This window comes from Micromonospora sp. NPDC049089, assembly GCF_040648775.1.
In the GTDB taxonomy this organism is placed as follows: Bacteria; Actinomycetota; Actinomycetes; order Mycobacteriales; family Micromonosporaceae; genus Micromonospora.
The window spans coordinates 17,914-32,908 of sequence record NZ_JBEZEH010000053.1; the positions used below are offsets into that span (position 1 = coordinate 17,914).

The window sequence follows — 14,995 nt, forward strand, 5'->3', positions numbered from 1 at the left end:
GGGCTCGCACAACCGGCTCACTCCTCGCACTCACCGCGTCACATCCGTTCGTGACTGCGGGGCTCGCACAACCCGCTCACTCCTCGCACTCACCGCGTCACATCCGTTCGTGACTGCGGGGCTCGCACAACCCGCTCACTCCTCGCACTCACAGCTTGCAGTCCGCCGAGGGCGCGCGGAACGCCTCCGCGGCGGGGATCGTCTTGAGCACCTTCACGTAGTCCCACGGCTCGGCGACCTCGGACTGCGACTTCACCTGGGCCAGGTACGCGTCGTGCACCACCCGGTGGTCCTCGGCGCGGATCTTCCCGTTGCGCAGGAAGACGTCCTCGACCGTCTTGCCCTCCAGGCCCTTGACCACGGCGTCCGCGTCGTCGGTGCCGGCGGCCTGCACCGCCTCCAGGTACTGAAGGGCCGCGGAGTAGTTGGCGGCGTGCGCGAAGGTCGGCCGGGTGCCGGCCTTCTGCTGGAAGCGGTCGGCGAACTCCCGGTTCTTCGCGTCGAAGTTCCAGTACCAGGCGTCGGTGTACGTGGTGCCGGCCAGCGCGGCCGGGGTGAGCGAGTGGATGTCGGTGAGGAACATCAGCCCCACCGCCAGGCCGACGCCCTTGTCCCGCAGCTTGAACTCGTTGTACTGCTTCACCACGTTGACCAGCTCCGCGCCGGCCTGCATGGTGCCCAGCACGTCCGGCTTCGGGTTCAGGTTCGGCGCCTTGAGCAGGAAGGTGGAGAAGTCACCGCTGGTGTTCGGGAACGGCGCCCCGTCCTTGCCGACGACAGTGCCGCCGGCCGCCGTGATCGCGGTGGAGAAGCTCTTCTCCATGTCCTGACCGAAGGCGTAGTTCGGGTAGAGGATGTACCAGTTCTTGCCGATCTGCTCGGTGGTGGTCTTTCCGGTGCCGTTGGCCAGCATGTACGTGTCGTACGCGTAGTGGAAGGTGTACTTGTTGCAGCTCTTGCCGGTCAGGTCGGTGGTCGCCGCCCCGATGTTGAAGTAGAGCTTCTTCTTCTCCTTCGCCACGTCGGCGACCTTCAACGCGGCCGACGAGGTGGGCACGTCCAGGATCAGGTCGACGCCCTTGCGGTCGTACATCTCCTGGGCCTTGGAGTTGGCCACGTCCGGCTTGTTCTGGTGGTCCGCGGTCTCCACGGTGATGTCCTTGGTCACCGCCTTGTCGCCGTACTTCGCGGTGAAGTCGGCGATGGCCATCTCCACGGCCGCCACCGAGTTCTTTCCGGACAACTCCGAGTACGCCCCGGACTGGTCGTTGAGCACGCCCAGCACGATCTTGTCGCCGGTCAGCTTCTGGTCGCCACTCGACTGGGGGCCACCGCCACCGCACCCGGCGGCCAGCACCACCACGGCCGACGCCGCGGCCACACCCATCGTCCTACGCATGCCCACTCCATCCATTCCGCGCGGCGTCGCGCGGGTCGTCGTTGAGAACATTCAGATCCCGAGGTACGCGAGCAGTTCGCGTTCGCGCGAACGCACCTCGGAGTTGTCCATCGCCTCGGCGACCCGGCCCTCGGCCAGCAGGTAGTGCCGGTCGGCGACACCGGTGGCGAAGTGCAGGTTCTGCTCGACCAGCAGCACTGTCACCCCGTGCCGTTTGGCCTCGCGCAGCAGGTCGCCGACCTGCTGCACCAGCAGTGGCGACAGCCCTTCGGTGGGCTCGTCGCAGAGCAGCAGCCGGGCGCCCATCCGCAGTACCCGGGCCAGCGCGAGCATCTGCTGCTCGCCGCCGGAGAGCATGGTGGCCGCCGAGTCCCGTCGGGTGTACAGGGCCGGGAACGCCTCGTACACCCGCTCCAGCGACCACGGGTCGGGGCCGACGGTGGGTGGCAGCGTGAGGTTCTCGGTGACGGTCAACGTGGCGTAGCTGCCCCGGTCGTCGGGCACCCAGCCCAGCCCCAGGCGGGCCCGCTTGTGCGCCGCCAACCCGGTGATGTCCCGCCCGTCCAGCTCCACCGTGCCGCGCTGACCGGGGTGCAGCCCCATCACGCAGCGCAGCAGAGTGGACTTGCCGGCACCGTTGCGGCCGACCAGGGTGACCACCTCGCCGGCGGAGACCTCGAGGCTGACCTCGCGCAGCACCTGTGCCTCGCCATAGAAGGCGGACAGGTTCTCAATGCGCAGCATCGGCGGCTCCCAGGTAGGCGGTGATCACGCGCTCGTCGGCGCGGACCTGCTCGTACGGGCCCTCGACGAGGACCTTGCCGGCCTGGAGCACGGTGACGGTGTCGGCGAGGCGGCCGACCACGCTCATGTTGTGCTCGACCATCACCACGGTCCGGCCCTGCCGGACCCGACCGATCAGCTCGACGGTGCGGTCGACGTCCTCCAGGCCCATGCCCGCGGTCGGCTCGTCGAGCAGCAGCACCTTCGGGTCCAGCGCCAGGGCGATGGCCAGCTCCAGGGCTCGTTTCCGGCCGTACGCCAGGGACGCCGAGGGGGCGTGCGCCAACTCGGCCAGTCCCACCATCGCCAACAGTTCGTCGGCCCGTTCGGTGTAACGGCCCATCAGCTTCGCCGACCGCCAGAACCGCCAGCCCAGCCCGCTGGACGACTGCAACGCCAGCGCGACGTGTTCGCGCGCGGACAGTTGGGGAAAAAGACTGGTGATCTGGAACGAACGGGCCACGCCGAGCCGTGCCACCTGCTCGGGGGGCAGCCCGGTGACGTCCCGCCCGGCCAGCTCGATCCGGCCGCCACTGGGGCGGAGGAAGCCGGTGAGCAGGTTGAACAGGGTGGTCTTGCCCGCGCCGTTCGGGCCGACCAGCGCGTGCACGCTGTCCGACGCCACGTCGAGGTCGACGTCGTCGACCGCCCGGAAGCCCCGGAAGTCGCGGGTCAGCCCACGGGCCGACAGGAGCGCTTGCCCGGCCATCGCCTCATCCTCCGCACGTCGCGGCGACGGTCGGCTCGGTGACCGCGGTCACAGGCCCGTCGCGTGGACGAAACCTACGGCGGGCCTCCGGAGTCGAACCATGTCGATGGGATCCATATTCGCCCCGCAGTTGACGTGCCTGAACTCCACTCCCCCGCGCCGTCGACTTGACCGGACCCCCTAGGTTGATGATCCACACAGCCCACCGGAAGGTCCCCACCCCATGCCCGTCGGCTTCACCATGGCGATCGTCTTCGCCGTCGCCCTGGCGGTCAGCGCCGTCGTCGCTCTCGTCGCTCCCGCACGGCCGCTCAAGCGGATGGCCGCCCTCGCGGCGCTCGGCTTCCTCGCCCTCACGCTGGTGGTCGGCGTCGCCTCGAGCGCCCATTCCGTGCCCATCCGCTCGGTCGGCATCGTCACCAGCTTCGGCAAGCCCACCGGGCAGGTGACCGGCTCGGGCCTGAAGTGGGTGGCGCCCTGGCAGAAGGTCGGCGAGTGGGACGCGGGCCGCCAGAAGTACGACCACATCGGCGGCAACAACTGCGTACGCGTGCGCACCGGCACCCTCGCCGACGCCTGCGTCGAGGTGCTTGTCGAATGGCAGGTCAAGCCGGAGAACGCGCCGAAGCAGTTCATGGACTACAAGGGCGACTTCGGCAGCTTCCGGGGTCAGCGGGTGGGTGTGCAGCTGGACAGCGCGGTCAACGACGCCTTCGCCGCGTACAACCCCCTGGAGAAGATCGACGCCCAGACCGGCGACCTCAACGTCGACCTGAAGCCGTTCGCCGCGAACATCAAGACCAGCGCGGAGGCGCGCCTCGCCACCGACGTGGACATCCTTTCGGTGACCATCACCCGGGTGAACCACGACGACAAGACCGAGGGCAACATCAAGGCGTTCCAGGACAAGCTGGCGCAGACCCGCAACCTGGAGCAGGACCGCAAGAACGCCGAGATCTCCAAGCAGATCACCGAGACCAACGCGACTGTCGACAAGGTGACCCGTTGTCTGGAGATCGCGGAGAAGAACGGCGCGAATCCGGGGCTCTGCATCAACCCGGGCATCGTCACCGGCAAGTAAGCCGAGGCTGGCCCACCCCTGGCGGGGTGGGCCAGAGGTCGAGCGAATCGCCGCCACCGGCAACTGTGGTACCGCGAACGGCGTTGTCCGGGTTAGCCTTTGCGCATATGGCTACCTTTCGCAGCGCCTCAGTGCTCCTTTCCGCAGACGGCACCAGGACCCCCGGCACCGCCGCGCTCTTCGCCGAGCCGGCCCGTAGGGGCGGGATTCCGCCCTGGGCAGGCGACTTCCGACCCGCCAACAGCGCCGGAAACGGCCCCAAGAACGCGGTCGGAAAGACCTTCACCCTGGAGCTGCCCGACGGCAGCACCGGCAAGGTCGTGGTCCAGGGCCTCAAGAGCGGCAAGGGTGGCGTCGTGCTGGCGCTGATGGGCGAGGACGCCCCACCCTTCTGACCGGTCGCCCGGCTCTCGTCGCCAGGGTGCCCAGGGTTGGCCCTTCCCGGGCCGACCCCAGGCTCCCTGGCCAGACACGCCAGTCGCCCCGACAAATCGCTGGGATGTCGATGGTCGCGTCGCGGCGGCGGTGACCAGCGTCAGTCCAGCGTGACCACCCAGCGAGCGCCCTCACCCCGCGCCAACCGGTCGAACGCCGCAGGCGCCTCGTCCAACGGAATCGTCCCACTGACCAGCACACCCAGATCCAGTGCGCGGTCGGCGAGCTCGGCGGCCAGCACCGGCACCTCCCGGTCCGGATCGGACGAGCCGTACACCGAGGAGCGCAGGGTGCGCGCGGAGTGGAAGATGTCGAGCGCGCCCAGGCTGACCATGTCGTCCTTGGCGCCCATGCCGACCACTGTCACCGCTCCCCCACGCCGGGTCAGCCGCCAGGCGGCGCGGATGGTGGCGGCCCGACCGACGCACTCGAAGGCGTGGTCGACGCCCCGGCTCTCGCTGCGCGCCCGTACCTCCTTGGAGAGCCGGTCGTCGGAGAGCAGGAAGTCGGTCGCCCCGGCGGCGAGCGCCAGGTCCCGTTTCGCCTCGGCGACGTCGATGGCCAGGATCGTCGTGGCACCGGCCCGGCGGGCCGCGCTGAGCACGGCGAGCCCGACGCCACCGAGCCCGACGACCGCGACCGACTCGCCGGGTGTCACCCGGGCGGTGTTCCGGACCGCACCGACGCCGGTGAGCACCGCACAGCCGAGCAGTGCGGCCTGCTCGGGCGGCAACCCGGCGGGGATCGGAATGACGGCACGTTCGGGTACCACCACCGCCTCGGCGAGCGCGCCGAGGCCGAGGGTCAGGTGCAACGGGACCCCGTCGTCGGTCTCGCCGCGCGACACGGTCGGGGCCGTGGTGTCGGCGCAGAGCCACGGCTCGCCACGCCGACACCACCAGCAGGCCCGGCACGCCGGCGCCCAGTTGAGCACCACCGGTGTGCCGACGGTCAGCTGACTGCCCGGCCCGACCTCGGCCACCACACCGGTCGCCTCGTGCCCGAGCACCAGCGGGAACCTCGCGGCGAGGGTGCCGTTGACCATGGACAGGTCGGAGTGGCAGACACCGGCCGCCCTGATCGTCACCCGCACCTCGCCGGGGCCGGGCGCGGGCAGGCGTACCCGCTCGACCCGCAGCTCGGCGCCGGAGCCGCGCGCGACCAGCGCGCGAACGATGACCGGCGCGGACGCCGGCCCGGTGCCGCCACCCGGCGCGGCCGGGGACAGCTCGGGCCGGCCTGCGGGCACGGCCGGGGACAGCTCGGGATCGGTCATCGCTGGATCGCCTTCAGCTCGCAGAACTCGGCCAGCCCGTGCACGCCCAACTCCCGGCCCAGGCCGGACTGCTTGTAGCCACCGAACGGGGCGAGCGGGTTGAACGGGGCGCCGTTGATGTCGACAGCGCCGGTACGCAACCGCCGGGCCACCGCGAGCGCCGCGTCGGTGTCGGCTGACCAGACCGCGCCGGCCAGCCCGTACTTCGAGTTGTTGGCGATGGCGACCGCCTCGTCGGTGTCGGCGAACGGGATGACGGCGAGCACCGGGCCGAAGACCTCCTCCTGCGCCAGCGCGCTGTCGGGGTGCACGTCGGCGAAGACGGTCGGGGCGACGAAGTGCCCCCGGGACGGCACCGGGGCGTCGGGCCCGCCGGCGACCAGCCGGGCGCCGTCGGCGAGGGCCCGGTCGATGTGGCCACGCACCCGCTGGGCCTGGGCTGCGGAGACCAGCGGGCCGAGCCGGGTCGCCGGGTCGAACGGGTCGCCGAGTCGGTAGCCGGCCACCGCCGCGGCGATCAGGTCGAGGGCTTCGTCGTACCGGTCGCGGTGCACCAGCATCCTGGTCCAGGCGGTACAGGTCTGCCCGGAGTTGAGCAGGGCGTTGCCGACGCCCACCTTGACGGCGGTGGCCAGGTCGGCGTCGGGGAGGACCACGTTGGCGGACTTGCCGCCCAGCTCCAGCGCGACCCGGGCGATCCGGTCGGCGGCGAGCCGCATGATTCGCGCGCCGGTGGCGGTGGAGCCGGTGAAGGAGACCAGGTCGACGTCGGGGTGCCCGGCGAGCGCCTCACCTACCACCGGCCCGGTGCCGGGAACCAGGTTGAGCACGCCCGGCGGCAGGCCGGCCTCGGTGACCGCGTCGAAGAGCAGGTACGCGGTCAACGGGGTCAGCTCGCTGGGTTTGAGCACCACGGTGCAGCCGGCGGCCAGGGCGGGTGCGAGCTTCGCCATCACCTGGTGCAGTGGGTAGTTCCACGGGGTGATCGCGCCGACCACGCCGATCGGCTCCCGGACGACGAGAGAGTTGCCGATGCTCTCCTCGACCGGCGCGCGGGCGGCGAGCGCGACGTGGTCGCGCAGCACGGTCAGTGGGAGCCCGACCTGCACCCGGGTGGCGAGCTTGAGCGGAGAGCCCAGCTCGACGGCGATGGTGCGGGCGAGGTCGTCGGCGCGGGCGGTGAGCGCCGCGTGCAGCCGGTCGAGGTGGGCGGAGCGCTCGGCAGGGGTGGCGGCCGACCAGCCGGGAAACGCGGACCGGGCCGCGGCAACGGCGCGATCCACGTCGGCCGGGGTGCCGGCCGGCACCTGCCCGATCAGGTCCCCGGTGCTCGGGTTCTCCACGTCGATGAGGCCGGAGTCGGCGGGAGGGGTCCACTCCCCGCCGACGTGCAGGTGACGCCGCAGGCGCAGGGAGTCGGGCAACAGCGACGGCGGGGCGGCGAGGTCCATGTCGTCCCTTCGAGGGGGTGGGCGATGGGGTCGCGACGGGCGATGAAACTAGCGCTGGGAGTTTGGACGTTACCCGTCGGGCCGGGCGGACTCCACCGTGTCGACGCTGCGGGTGTACTCGGCGGCCAGACCGTGCAGCAGGGCGTCCAGGCCGAGGGCGAAGGCTCCCTCGTCCACGCTCTGCTGGTGCTCGGCGAGCCGGTGGGCCTGTCGCAGGTGCGGGTAGTGCGCCGCGTACAGCTCGGGGTCCTCGACGAAACCGCGGGCGAACGAGCCGAGCGCCGACCCGGCCACGAAGTACCGCAGCGCCGCGCCGATGTGGGTGGCCCGGGCCGGCGGCCAACCGGCCCGGACCAGCCCTCCGTAGACCGCGTCCGCCATGGCGAGGGCCGCCGGTCGACGACCCGGGCCCTGCGCCAGGTACGGCACGACGTTCGGGTGCGCGGTGAGCGCCCGCCGGTACGACCACGCCCAGTCCCGCAGCGAGGCGAGCCAGTCCCGGCTGGCGAAGCCGCTGGTGTCGACGGCACCGGTGACCGTGTCGGCGACCGCGTCGAGGATCTCGTCCTTGGTGGCGAAGTGGTTGTAGAGCGAGGGACCCTGCACGCCGAGCGCGGCGGCGAGTCGGCGGGTGGAGAGCGCGTCGAGCCCGTCGGCGTCGATCAGCGCGAGCGCCGTCTCGACGATCCGGTCGCGGGTGAGCAGAGGCCGTCGAGGTCGGGGCACGTCAGAACTCCTCGGTCTGCGGTGTCCCTCCCCGTGGGAACCACCTGTTCACGCACCCTATCGGGGACCGCCTGCGGGCGGGCGTCACCACGTCGGCCGGAGAAGGGGTCTGGACGAATGAAAACTTACACCGCTAGTTTATGAGGGACCGCTACGGCCCGTGGCGGCGCACCACCACGCCGACCGAGGGGGAACCGTGGACTTCGCACTGTCCGACGAGGAACGCGCCGTCCGGGACACCGTGCGCGCGTTCATCACCCGTGAGGTGATGCCCCTGGAAGCGGAGGTGCTCCGCCGGGAACGGGCGCACCAACCGGGCCTCGACCACTCCGAGGTGCGCGAACTGCAACTCAAGGCGCGCAAGTTCGGCTTCTGGGGCCTGGCCACCCCGGAGGAGTACGGCGGGATGAATCTGCCAGCCGTACTCCAGTCGTTGATCTGGACCGAGCTGGGCCGCACGTTCGTGCCGTTCCGCTTCGGCGGCGAGGCGGACAACATCCTGTTCCACGCCACCGAGGAGCAGAAGCGGGAGTTCCTCATCCCGACCATCGAGGGCGAACGACGCTCCTGCTTCGCGATCACCGAGCCGGGCGCCGGATCCGACGCGGCCAACATCCGGCTGTCCGCCCGCCGGGACGGCGACGACTGGATCCTCGACGGCGAGAAGACCTTCATCACCGGCGGTCACGACGCCGACTTCGCCATCGTGGTCGCCGTGACCGACCGGGAGAAGGGCGCCCGCAACGGCGGCGCCACCGCGTTCCTGGTGGACCGGTCGATGGGCTGGCGCTCGGAGTTCATTCAGACGATGGGTGAGGGCGGGCCGGCGTCACTCATCTTCGACGGCGTACGCGTGCCGCACCGCAACATCCTCGGTGAGATCGGGCAGGGCTTCACGCTCGGCATGGAGTGGATCGGCAAGGGGCGCTACACCATCCCGTCGCACGCCATCGGCATCGCCGAGCGGGTGTTGCAGATGGCCATCGAGTACGCCAACACCCGGGAAACCTTCGGCACGAAGATCGGCACCAACCAGGCCATCCAGTGGATGATCGCCGACTCCGAGACGGAACTGGAGGCGGCCCGCTGGCTGGTGCTGCGCTCGGCGTGGACGGTCGACGCGGGCCTGGACCCCCGGCACGCCTCGTCGATGGGCAAGCTCTACGGCGCCGGCATGGTCAACCGGGTGGTCGACCGGGTGCTCCAGATCCACGGCGGCATGGGCTACACCCGGGAGCTGCCGATCGAACGCTGGTACCGGCAGGTCCGGCTCTACCGGATCTTCGAGGGCACCGACGAGATGCAGCGGCTGATCATCTCGCGTGACCTGCTGCGCGGCTACACGAAGATCGGTGGCCACCTGGCCTGACGCCCGGCCGTCCTCGGTGCCAGGTTCAGCCGGTCAACGCCGTCAGCGCGGCGTCCACGTCGGCCTCGGTGGAGTAGATGTGGAACGAGGCCCGGACCCGTCCGGCCCGCACCGCCGCCCGGATACCGGCCGCCGCCAGACGCTGCTCCGCGTCCGGCACGTCCACGCTGACGATGGCGCTCTCCCCCGGCTCCCGGCCCAGCCCGGTCAGGAACCGGTTGGCCAACGCCACGTTGTGCGCCCCGATCGCCGGCACGCCGATCTCGGCGACCACCTCCAGGGCGGGCGCCGCACCGACCCAGCTGAACCAGGCCGGTGAGATGTCGAACCGGCGGGCGTCGTCGGCCAGCCGCAGCGGCGGGCCGTAGTAGGAGGCGTGCGGGTCGCGGCCCGCGTACCAACCGGCCGCGTCGGGGCGCAGCCGCTCGCGCAACCCGGGGGCCAGATAGGCGTACCCGGTCCCGCGCGGATTCATCAGCCACTTGTAGCCGCCCACCGCCACCACGTCGGCCCGGCTGCCGTCGAACGGCAGCCAGCCGCACGCCTGGGTCGCGTCCACCGCCACCAGCGCGTCGTGCGCGCGGGCCGCGGCCACGATCTCGTCGTACGGCGCGACCGCCCCGTCGGCCGACTGCACCAGGCTGAACGCCACCAGATCGGTATCGGCGCCGATGGCGTCGACCAGAGACCCCAGCGGCACCGTGCGGACCTTGACGCCACGTTCCTCCTGCACCAGCCAGGGGAAGAGATTCGAGGTGAACTCGACCTCGGGGACCACCACAGTGGCACCGGCCGGCAGCGCCGCCGCGACCGGCGCGAGGAGCTGGGACACCGCCGCGCCGACGGCCACGTCAGCGACCGGCACCCCGATAAGGCCGGCGAAGGTTGCCCGAGCCCGGCTCGTCGACTCGCCCCAGCCCTCCCACGACGTACGACCGACCCGCCAGACTGCGAGAGCCTCCTGCAACGCCGCCCACGCCGGCTCCGGCGGCAACCCGTAGCTGGCGGTGTTCAACCAGCCCGGTTCCGGCTCCCACAGCTTCTGCGCCTGCTCGATCTCCATGCCCTCGACGCTAGGCCGAACGACGCGCGACGGGCACTACCAATCGGCGATCGGCGGCCCGTCCGGTGGCGGGCTGGGAGCCGGCTCATCGGCGTCGGGCGGGCGGGTGGATCCGGGCGAGACTGTCGGCGAGGCTGGCGAGCCACCTGTCGACCTCCACCAGGTGCCGGACCGACTGATGGTCGGCCCCGCCGAGGAGCGGACGGATCCGGTCCAACTGGTCGACGCAGGTGGTCGAGAAGGGCTCCCGGTCCGATGCCCGGCCGTGGGCGACGTCATCGGCGAGGGCGTCGTACGCCGATCGCAGGCGCCCGGCGGAGTTTCGCAGGAGCGTCGCCGCACCGGGCCAACCGGCGAGGCAGCCGGGCGGGTTGCGCCGCAGCAGCGACTCCGCCCCGGGCACGACGTGGTGCCCGGCGCTCAGCACGGCGTCCCAGTTCACCTGTTGCCGGTGCGGATCGTGCCGCTCCGAGTGGTACTGGCAGTACGACGAGTCGATGAGGACCATCCGGCGACGGACCCGGTCGAGGGCGCCCGCGGGCGGCGGAGCGTCACCGAGGATCGCCTGGACCGTCTGTTCGACAGCGTCCGCGCTGGCCGCCAGGTAGCGGGTGGCGTTGCGCCGCAGGTCGTGGCCCGCGCCGCGCGGCCAGATCGCCACCCCGGCGAGCACGCCGATCACCGCGCCGAGCAGCACGTCGACGAGGCGTGCCTCGGCGAGCCGCCAACCCTCCGGGCTGAGCTGGGCGAAGACGACTGTCAGCAGCACTGTGAACAGCGCCTGCTGCCACACCGGGCCGAGCAGCCGGCCGACGCCGAAGGCCAGCAGCAAGGTGACCGGCAGGGCGAAGGCGTACACGATCGGCTCGTCGACGACGAGCATCACCCCGCCGCTGACGGCCGCACCGACGATGGTCCCCAGCACGGCCGGTCGCAGCGCCGTGCGGGTGTCGGCGGCGGACGTGCGCAGGACCGTGAGGGTGGCCAGCAGCACCCAGAACCCGTGGGTCAGCTCCAACACCCCGGCGGCCACCCGGGCGATGGCGAGCGCCACGGCCAGCCGCAGCGAGCTGTGCAGGTGGGCCGAGCGCGGCGCCAGGTGTGAGCGGAACTGCCACCAGTACAGCGTCCACGGGCTGCGCCGGGCGTACGCGAACAGCTCCGAGGAGTCGTCGTCGCCGCCGGGCCGCGCCCCGGTCGCCACCCGGGAACCGACGACGAAGACCCGCACCTGGTCCGCGAGGGACAGCGCCGTCGCGTCCCGGCACAACCGGGGTACGTCCGGCGCGTCGCGGACCTGGCCGGAACCCACCGGGTACGCCGCCTCGGCCCGTCCGACCGCCACGTCCAGGTCGGCCGGGGCCACCGCCGGGGCACCCGGCGACAGGCTCCGGCCGGCCGCGCGGGTGGTGTCCGCGCACGAGCGCAGCAGACGCGCCGCTGCCAGGTCCGGGATCGGCTCCGGCGGGGCGTCCGCCGCCAACCGGTCCGCGTCGGCGAGCACCTCCCGTAACGCTGCCCCGCAGATGCGCAACGCCCGATCCTGAGCGCCCGCCGCGGTGGGCGCCCACGCCGGAGGGCTGCGGTTCAGCGCGATCGCCGCCACCACGTCGTGCGCCCGCTCGCGTCGCGCGTTCCGGTCGCCCACGGCGGCGTGCGGGTCGGTCAGCCGCTCGGCGGTGGCGTCGAGGAAGGCGGCGATGCCGTCGGCCGCCTCGGCCAGGCGCTGCCGGTAGGAGACCGGCACCGGGTCGGGCCAGAGGAACACCTCGGCCACGGCGAGCAGCACGACGGCGAGGGTCACCCCACCGAGTCGCTCCGGCAGGGTGTCCGGTTGGTACGGCGGGAACGACGCCAGGATGTAGAAGAGCTGAAACGCGCTGGCCAACCCCACCAGGCGCGGGTTGCCGACCCCGGCGAACGCCACCACGAACCCGACGACCAGCATGCCACCGGCGGCCGCCCAGGTGCTCCACGCCAACAGCGAGCCCGCCGCGATCAGCGCCCACACCACCGGCAGCGACAGCACGAGGATCCGCGCCCGTTGCGGCGCCGGACCAGGGAGCTGCGCGAACGACCCGGCGGCGATCGTGCCGAACAACCCGTACGTGGCGAGCGTCGAGCTGCCCGCGCCGTACCGGCAGCCGTAGAAGACGACGGACGCGACGAGCGTCAGCCGGACCGCCCGCCGCAGGACGGCGTCACCCGGGTCACGGCGGCGAAGCCGGCCAAGGAGGCTGGTTGCGAGCACTACCGCTCCCCCGGTTCGTCGCGGCACCTCTCCCCGGCCCACCATTCTTCACCGCGCCTCGCGACCGACGGCGGGTTTGGCGACGAATCACCGTCGGGAGCCGCCGAGCAGGCCGAGCCGGAGGGCCCGGAACAGGGTGCCGGGGCGGCTCAGGGCGGCCGGGTGGTCGAGCATGGTGGTGACCCGGCCCAGCCGGGCGTTGAGCACCGGGTCGGTCAGCGACGCCCGGAAGAGCAGGTCCCCGAACCACTTGGTGACCTTGTAGCCGGGCGGGTACGGCCCGTCGACGTGCGGCAGCTCGATGTCGGCGGTGGTGGAGATCTGCCAGGCGGCGTCGACCACCACGCGGACCTGGTCGAAGTACGCCCGCGCGGGCTCGTCGTGCGGCCTGGGGCCGGAGCGCAGGTACTTCGACAGGCAGGAGGCGTGCAGCGTCGCGGAGGTCATGCCCTGGCCGTACACCGGGTTGAAGGAGGCGACCGCGTCGCCGGCGGCCACCAACCCGGCGGGCAGACGGTCGAGCTTGTGGAAGTCTCGGCGTCGGCTGTCCGCCTGGTGGTACGTGACCACCCCGCCGAGCATCTCCCCGTTTTCGGCGATGTCGCCGAACATCTGCGGGTAGTGCTCCCGGCAACGGGCGGTGAAGTCGGCGACGTCACGGCTGGGCCGGTCCCCGTCGTAGCCGGCCACCAGCATGATCCAGCGGTCCCCCTCGACCGAGTTGATCCCACCGATCCGGGCGGTACGCCCCTTGCCCGCCATGGTGTGGAAGACCGCCACCCAGGCGTCGCTGACCTCCTCGTCGCGCTTGAAGAGCGCCGTGGCGTAGTTCAGCTTGATCGGCATGCGGTGCAGCGGCGGGCGCGGCCACCCGTGCTCGGCCAGCCAGTCGCTCAACCGGCTGGACCGCCCCATCGCGTCGACCACCAGGTCCGCCGCTTCGACGACGGGCTCGGTGCCGCCCTCGGGCACGTACCGGGCGCCATTGACCCGCCGCTCGTCGAAGAGCAGACCCTCCGCCCGGCCGTACACCATGCGGATGTTGTCGATGGCGAGGGTGCGTCGGCGGACCAACGCCTCCAGGAACGGACGCGTGGTGATCAGCGCCGGCCCGGTGCCGGTCGCCGCGGGCGGCAGACCCAACATGCCGTTCACGAAGACCTTCGCCGTGCCCGGGTCGTTCGGTGGTGGCGGGGCGCCGAGCGCGAGCGCCTCGTCGGCGATGCCGGGAAACCAGCGCTCCAACTGGACCTGACCGGCGGGCAGCAGCGCGTGGACCTGGCTGCCCTGGGGCACGCCCGGCCGTGGACCGGCGTCGACATCGGACGGATCCCGTTCGATGATCAGCACTTCCTCGGCGTGGTCGCTCAGCACCCGGGCCGCCAGCAACCCGGCCATGCTGCCACCGAGCACCACCGCCCGTCGCATGACCACTCTGGTCTCGGCGGGTGGTTCGGCCGTCGCTATCTCGGCGAAGAGCCGGGACGGAGAGGCGGGCATGCGATCACTCCTCGAACGGTCGGGAAACCTCGGCATTCACGACCGTAACCATCGCGACGCCAGCCGTCAGCGCTGAGTTGGCCCGCTACTTCGAGTTCGCGCCCCGGATGCGGTGGTCAGATGGGCGGCGACCCCTGCCGGCCAGGACCGCGCCGGGTCCGGCGACCAGCTATGAATGTCTGATGAGTGCCCATGCCGGTGCGACCCGGCCCCCGCGCGTCCCAGCCCTTCCGGATCCCGGGGCGGGCAGCCGGAACAGGCCGGTCGCCTGGTGGGGCTTCCTGAGCCTGGTGGTGGTCCTGTCCGCCTGCACATCGGCAGGTGACTCGCGCCGGCACGCCACCCCGCCGGCCACCGGTGCGGCGCCGTCGACGGACGCCAGTGGTGGTGGGCCACCCTGCACGACATCGGTCGACACGCTGCCAGCACCGCCGGCGGGCTACCGGTTGGTGGGCGAAGACGTGGCGGTGCCCGACGCCCCCGTGATGTCGGCCGAGACTTCCGGGGAGGCCGATCCGGCGGCACGACTGTTCGCCAAGTGGGGGCTCGTCGTCCGCGCCGGCACGGTCGTCGACCTGCGGGTGGCACCGGGCTGGCAGGACAAGGCACGGCTCGGCTGGGGCGGCACCGGCACGCCCGCTGCGGCCGTCACCGTGCACGCCTGCGCGCCGGAGGGTGGGCAGGCTCAGTGGATGGCCTTCGTCGGCGGCACCTGGGTCGCGCAGGCCGCCTGCGTACCGCTCATCGTGACGTCGAACGGCCAGACCGACCGCGTCAACGTCGGCATCGGCGTCCCCTGCAAGAAAACCACCGCCCCCTAGCCCACCGCGCACGCCCACCCCACCCACCTCAGCCCCGGTTGATCAAGAGGTTTGCGTCACCCCAACCCGGGGGTCGTGTCGCAAACCCCAAGAACACCGGGGGTACGGGGGGGCCGCCGCCCACTACGCGA

The 14,995-nt window shown here is 71.9% G+C and carries 13 protein-coding genes; 4 read left to right on the top strand and 9 right to left on the bottom strand.

Going from position 1 to position 14,995, the window contains the following annotated elements; translation table 11 throughout:
- Positions 1-148: 148 nt before the first annotated feature.
- From AB0B48_RS12075 to AB0B48_RS12085, 3 genes are all read right to left on the bottom strand, one after another.
- Complete coding sequence (locus AB0B48_RS12075) at positions 149-1,387, bottom strand: ABC transporter substrate-binding protein (RefSeq protein ID WP_357199664.1); 1,239 nt, start codon at positions 1,385-1,387, stop codon at positions 149-151.
- Positions 1,388-1,450: 63 nt separating this feature from the next.
- Positions 1,451-2,143 carry an ABC transporter ATP-binding protein gene (locus AB0B48_RS12080; protein WP_357199633.1) on the bottom strand — a complete coding sequence of 231 codons (693 nt, stop codon included), beginning with the start codon at positions 2,141-2,143 and terminating at the stop codon, positions 1,451-1,453.
- A complete protein-coding gene (locus AB0B48_RS12085; RefSeq protein ID WP_355502683.1) occupies positions 2,130-2,891 on the bottom strand; it encodes an ABC transporter ATP-binding protein in 762 nt (253 codons plus the stop codon). The genes AB0B48_RS12080 and AB0B48_RS12085 overlap by 14 nt, the downstream gene beginning before the upstream one ends.
- A 223-nt stretch (positions 2,892-3,114) precedes the next feature.
- On the opposite strand from AB0B48_RS12085, the gene AB0B48_RS12090 reads away from it, so the two are divergent.
- The gene (locus AB0B48_RS12090) at positions 3,115-3,972 is read left to right on the top strand and encodes an SPFH domain-containing protein (RefSeq protein WP_357199637.1); all 858 of its coding nucleotides are present in this window, start codon (positions 3,115-3,117) and stop codon (positions 3,970-3,972) included.
- A gap of 107 nt (positions 3,973-4,079) precedes the next feature.
- Positions 4,080-4,367 carry a hypothetical protein gene (locus AB0B48_RS12095; protein WP_357199639.1) on the top strand — a complete coding sequence of 96 codons (288 nt, stop codon included), beginning with the start codon at positions 4,080-4,082 and terminating at the stop codon, positions 4,365-4,367.
- Between the two features lie 140 nt (positions 4,368-4,507).
- Here AB0B48_RS12095 and AB0B48_RS12100 read toward each other — a convergent pair whose 3' ends face one another.
- From AB0B48_RS12100 to AB0B48_RS12110, 3 genes are all read right to left on the bottom strand, one after another.
- Entirely contained in the window at positions 4,508-5,683 is a 1,176-nt protein-coding gene (locus tag AB0B48_RS12100) for an alcohol dehydrogenase catalytic domain-containing protein (RefSeq protein WP_357199642.1), read from the bottom strand.
- Positions 5,680-7,134 (bottom strand): aldehyde dehydrogenase family protein, encoded by a 1,455-nt coding sequence (locus AB0B48_RS12105; RefSeq protein WP_357199645.1) that lies wholly within the window; start codon positions 7,132-7,134, stop codon positions 5,680-5,682. The genes AB0B48_RS12100 and AB0B48_RS12105 overlap by 4 nt, the downstream gene beginning before the upstream one ends.
- Positions 7,135-7,203: 69 nt before the next feature.
- Positions 7,204-7,860 carry a TetR/AcrR family transcriptional regulator C-terminal domain-containing protein gene (locus AB0B48_RS12110; protein WP_357199648.1) on the bottom strand — a complete coding sequence of 219 codons (657 nt, stop codon included), beginning with the start codon at positions 7,858-7,860 and terminating at the stop codon, positions 7,204-7,206.
- A gap of 196 nt (positions 7,861-8,056) precedes the next feature.
- Between AB0B48_RS12110 and AB0B48_RS12115 the strand changes: the two genes are divergently transcribed.
- Positions 8,057-9,229 carry an acyl-CoA dehydrogenase family protein gene (locus tag AB0B48_RS12115; RefSeq protein ID WP_238670770.1) on the top strand — a complete coding sequence of 391 codons (1,173 nt, stop codon included), beginning with the start codon at positions 8,057-8,059 and terminating at the stop codon, positions 9,227-9,229.
- Positions 9,230-9,254: 25 nt separating this feature from the next.
- Here the strand turns inward: AB0B48_RS12115 and AB0B48_RS12120 are convergent, their stop codons facing one another.
- The 3 genes from AB0B48_RS12120 to AB0B48_RS12130 all read right to left on the bottom strand — a co-directional run bounded on the left by AB0B48_RS12120 (position 9,255) and on the right by AB0B48_RS12130 (position 14,043).
- Positions 9,255-10,292 carry an aminotransferase class V-fold PLP-dependent enzyme gene (locus AB0B48_RS12120; RefSeq protein ID WP_357199651.1) on the bottom strand — a complete coding sequence of 346 codons (1,038 nt, stop codon included), beginning with the start codon at positions 10,290-10,292 and terminating at the stop codon, positions 9,255-9,257.
- An 85-nt stretch (positions 10,293-10,377) separates the two neighbouring features.
- Entirely contained in the window at positions 10,378-12,543 is a 2,166-nt protein-coding gene (locus tag AB0B48_RS12125) for an FUSC family protein (protein ID WP_357199654.1), read from the bottom strand.
- Positions 12,544-12,630: 87 nt separating this feature from the next.
- Positions 12,631-14,043: an FAD-dependent oxidoreductase gene (locus tag AB0B48_RS12130; protein WP_357199657.1), complete on the bottom strand. Its 1,413-nt coding sequence runs from the start codon at positions 14,041-14,043 to the stop codon at positions 12,631-12,633.
- 182 nt (positions 14,044-14,225) lie between these two features.
- Here AB0B48_RS12130 and AB0B48_RS12135 point away from each other — a divergent pair, with 182 nt between their 5' ends.
- Complete coding sequence (locus AB0B48_RS12135) at positions 14,226-14,864, top strand: hypothetical protein (RefSeq protein ID WP_357199660.1); 639 nt, start codon at positions 14,226-14,228, stop codon at positions 14,862-14,864.
- Positions 14,865-14,995 lie beyond the last annotated feature (131 nt).

Excerpts from the sequence above, each read along its gene's own strand:
- AB0B48_RS12105 (WP_357199645.1), bottom strand. The coding sequence starts at position 7,134 with ATGGACCTCGCCGCCCCGCCGTCGCTGTTGCCCGACTCCCTGCGCCTG.
- AB0B48_RS12100 (WP_357199642.1), bottom strand. The coding sequence starts at position 5,683 with ATGACCGATCCCGAGCTGTCCCCGGCCGTGCCCGCAGGCCGGCCCGAG.
- AB0B48_RS12080 (WP_357199633.1), bottom strand. The coding sequence starts at position 2,143 with ATGCTGCGCATTGAGAACCTGTCCGCCTTCTATGGCGAGGCACAGGTG.
- AB0B48_RS12090 (WP_357199637.1), top strand. The coding sequence starts at position 3,115 with ATGCCCGTCGGCTTCACCATGGCGATCGTCTTCGCCGTCGCCCTGGCG.
- AB0B48_RS12120 (WP_357199651.1), bottom strand. The coding sequence starts at position 10,292 with ATGGAGATCGAGCAGGCGCAGAAGCTGTGGGAGCCGGAACCGGGCTGG.
- AB0B48_RS12075 (WP_357199664.1), bottom strand. The coding sequence starts at position 1,387 with ATGGGTGTGGCCGCGGCGTCGGCCGTGGTGGTGCTGGCCGCCGGGTGC.
- AB0B48_RS12130 (WP_357199657.1), bottom strand. The coding sequence starts at position 14,043 with ATGCCCGCCTCTCCGTCCCGGCTCTTCGCCGAGATAGCGACGGCCGAA.
- AB0B48_RS12085 (WP_355502683.1), bottom strand. The coding sequence starts at position 2,891 with ATGGCCGGGCAAGCGCTCCTGTCGGCCCGTGGGCTGACCCGCGACTTC.
- AB0B48_RS12135 (WP_357199660.1), top strand. The coding sequence starts at position 14,226 with ATGAGTGCCCATGCCGGTGCGACCCGGCCCCCGCGCGTCCCAGCCCTT.
- AB0B48_RS12095 (WP_357199639.1), top strand. The coding sequence starts at position 4,080 with ATGGCTACCTTTCGCAGCGCCTCAGTGCTCCTTTCCGCAGACGGCACC.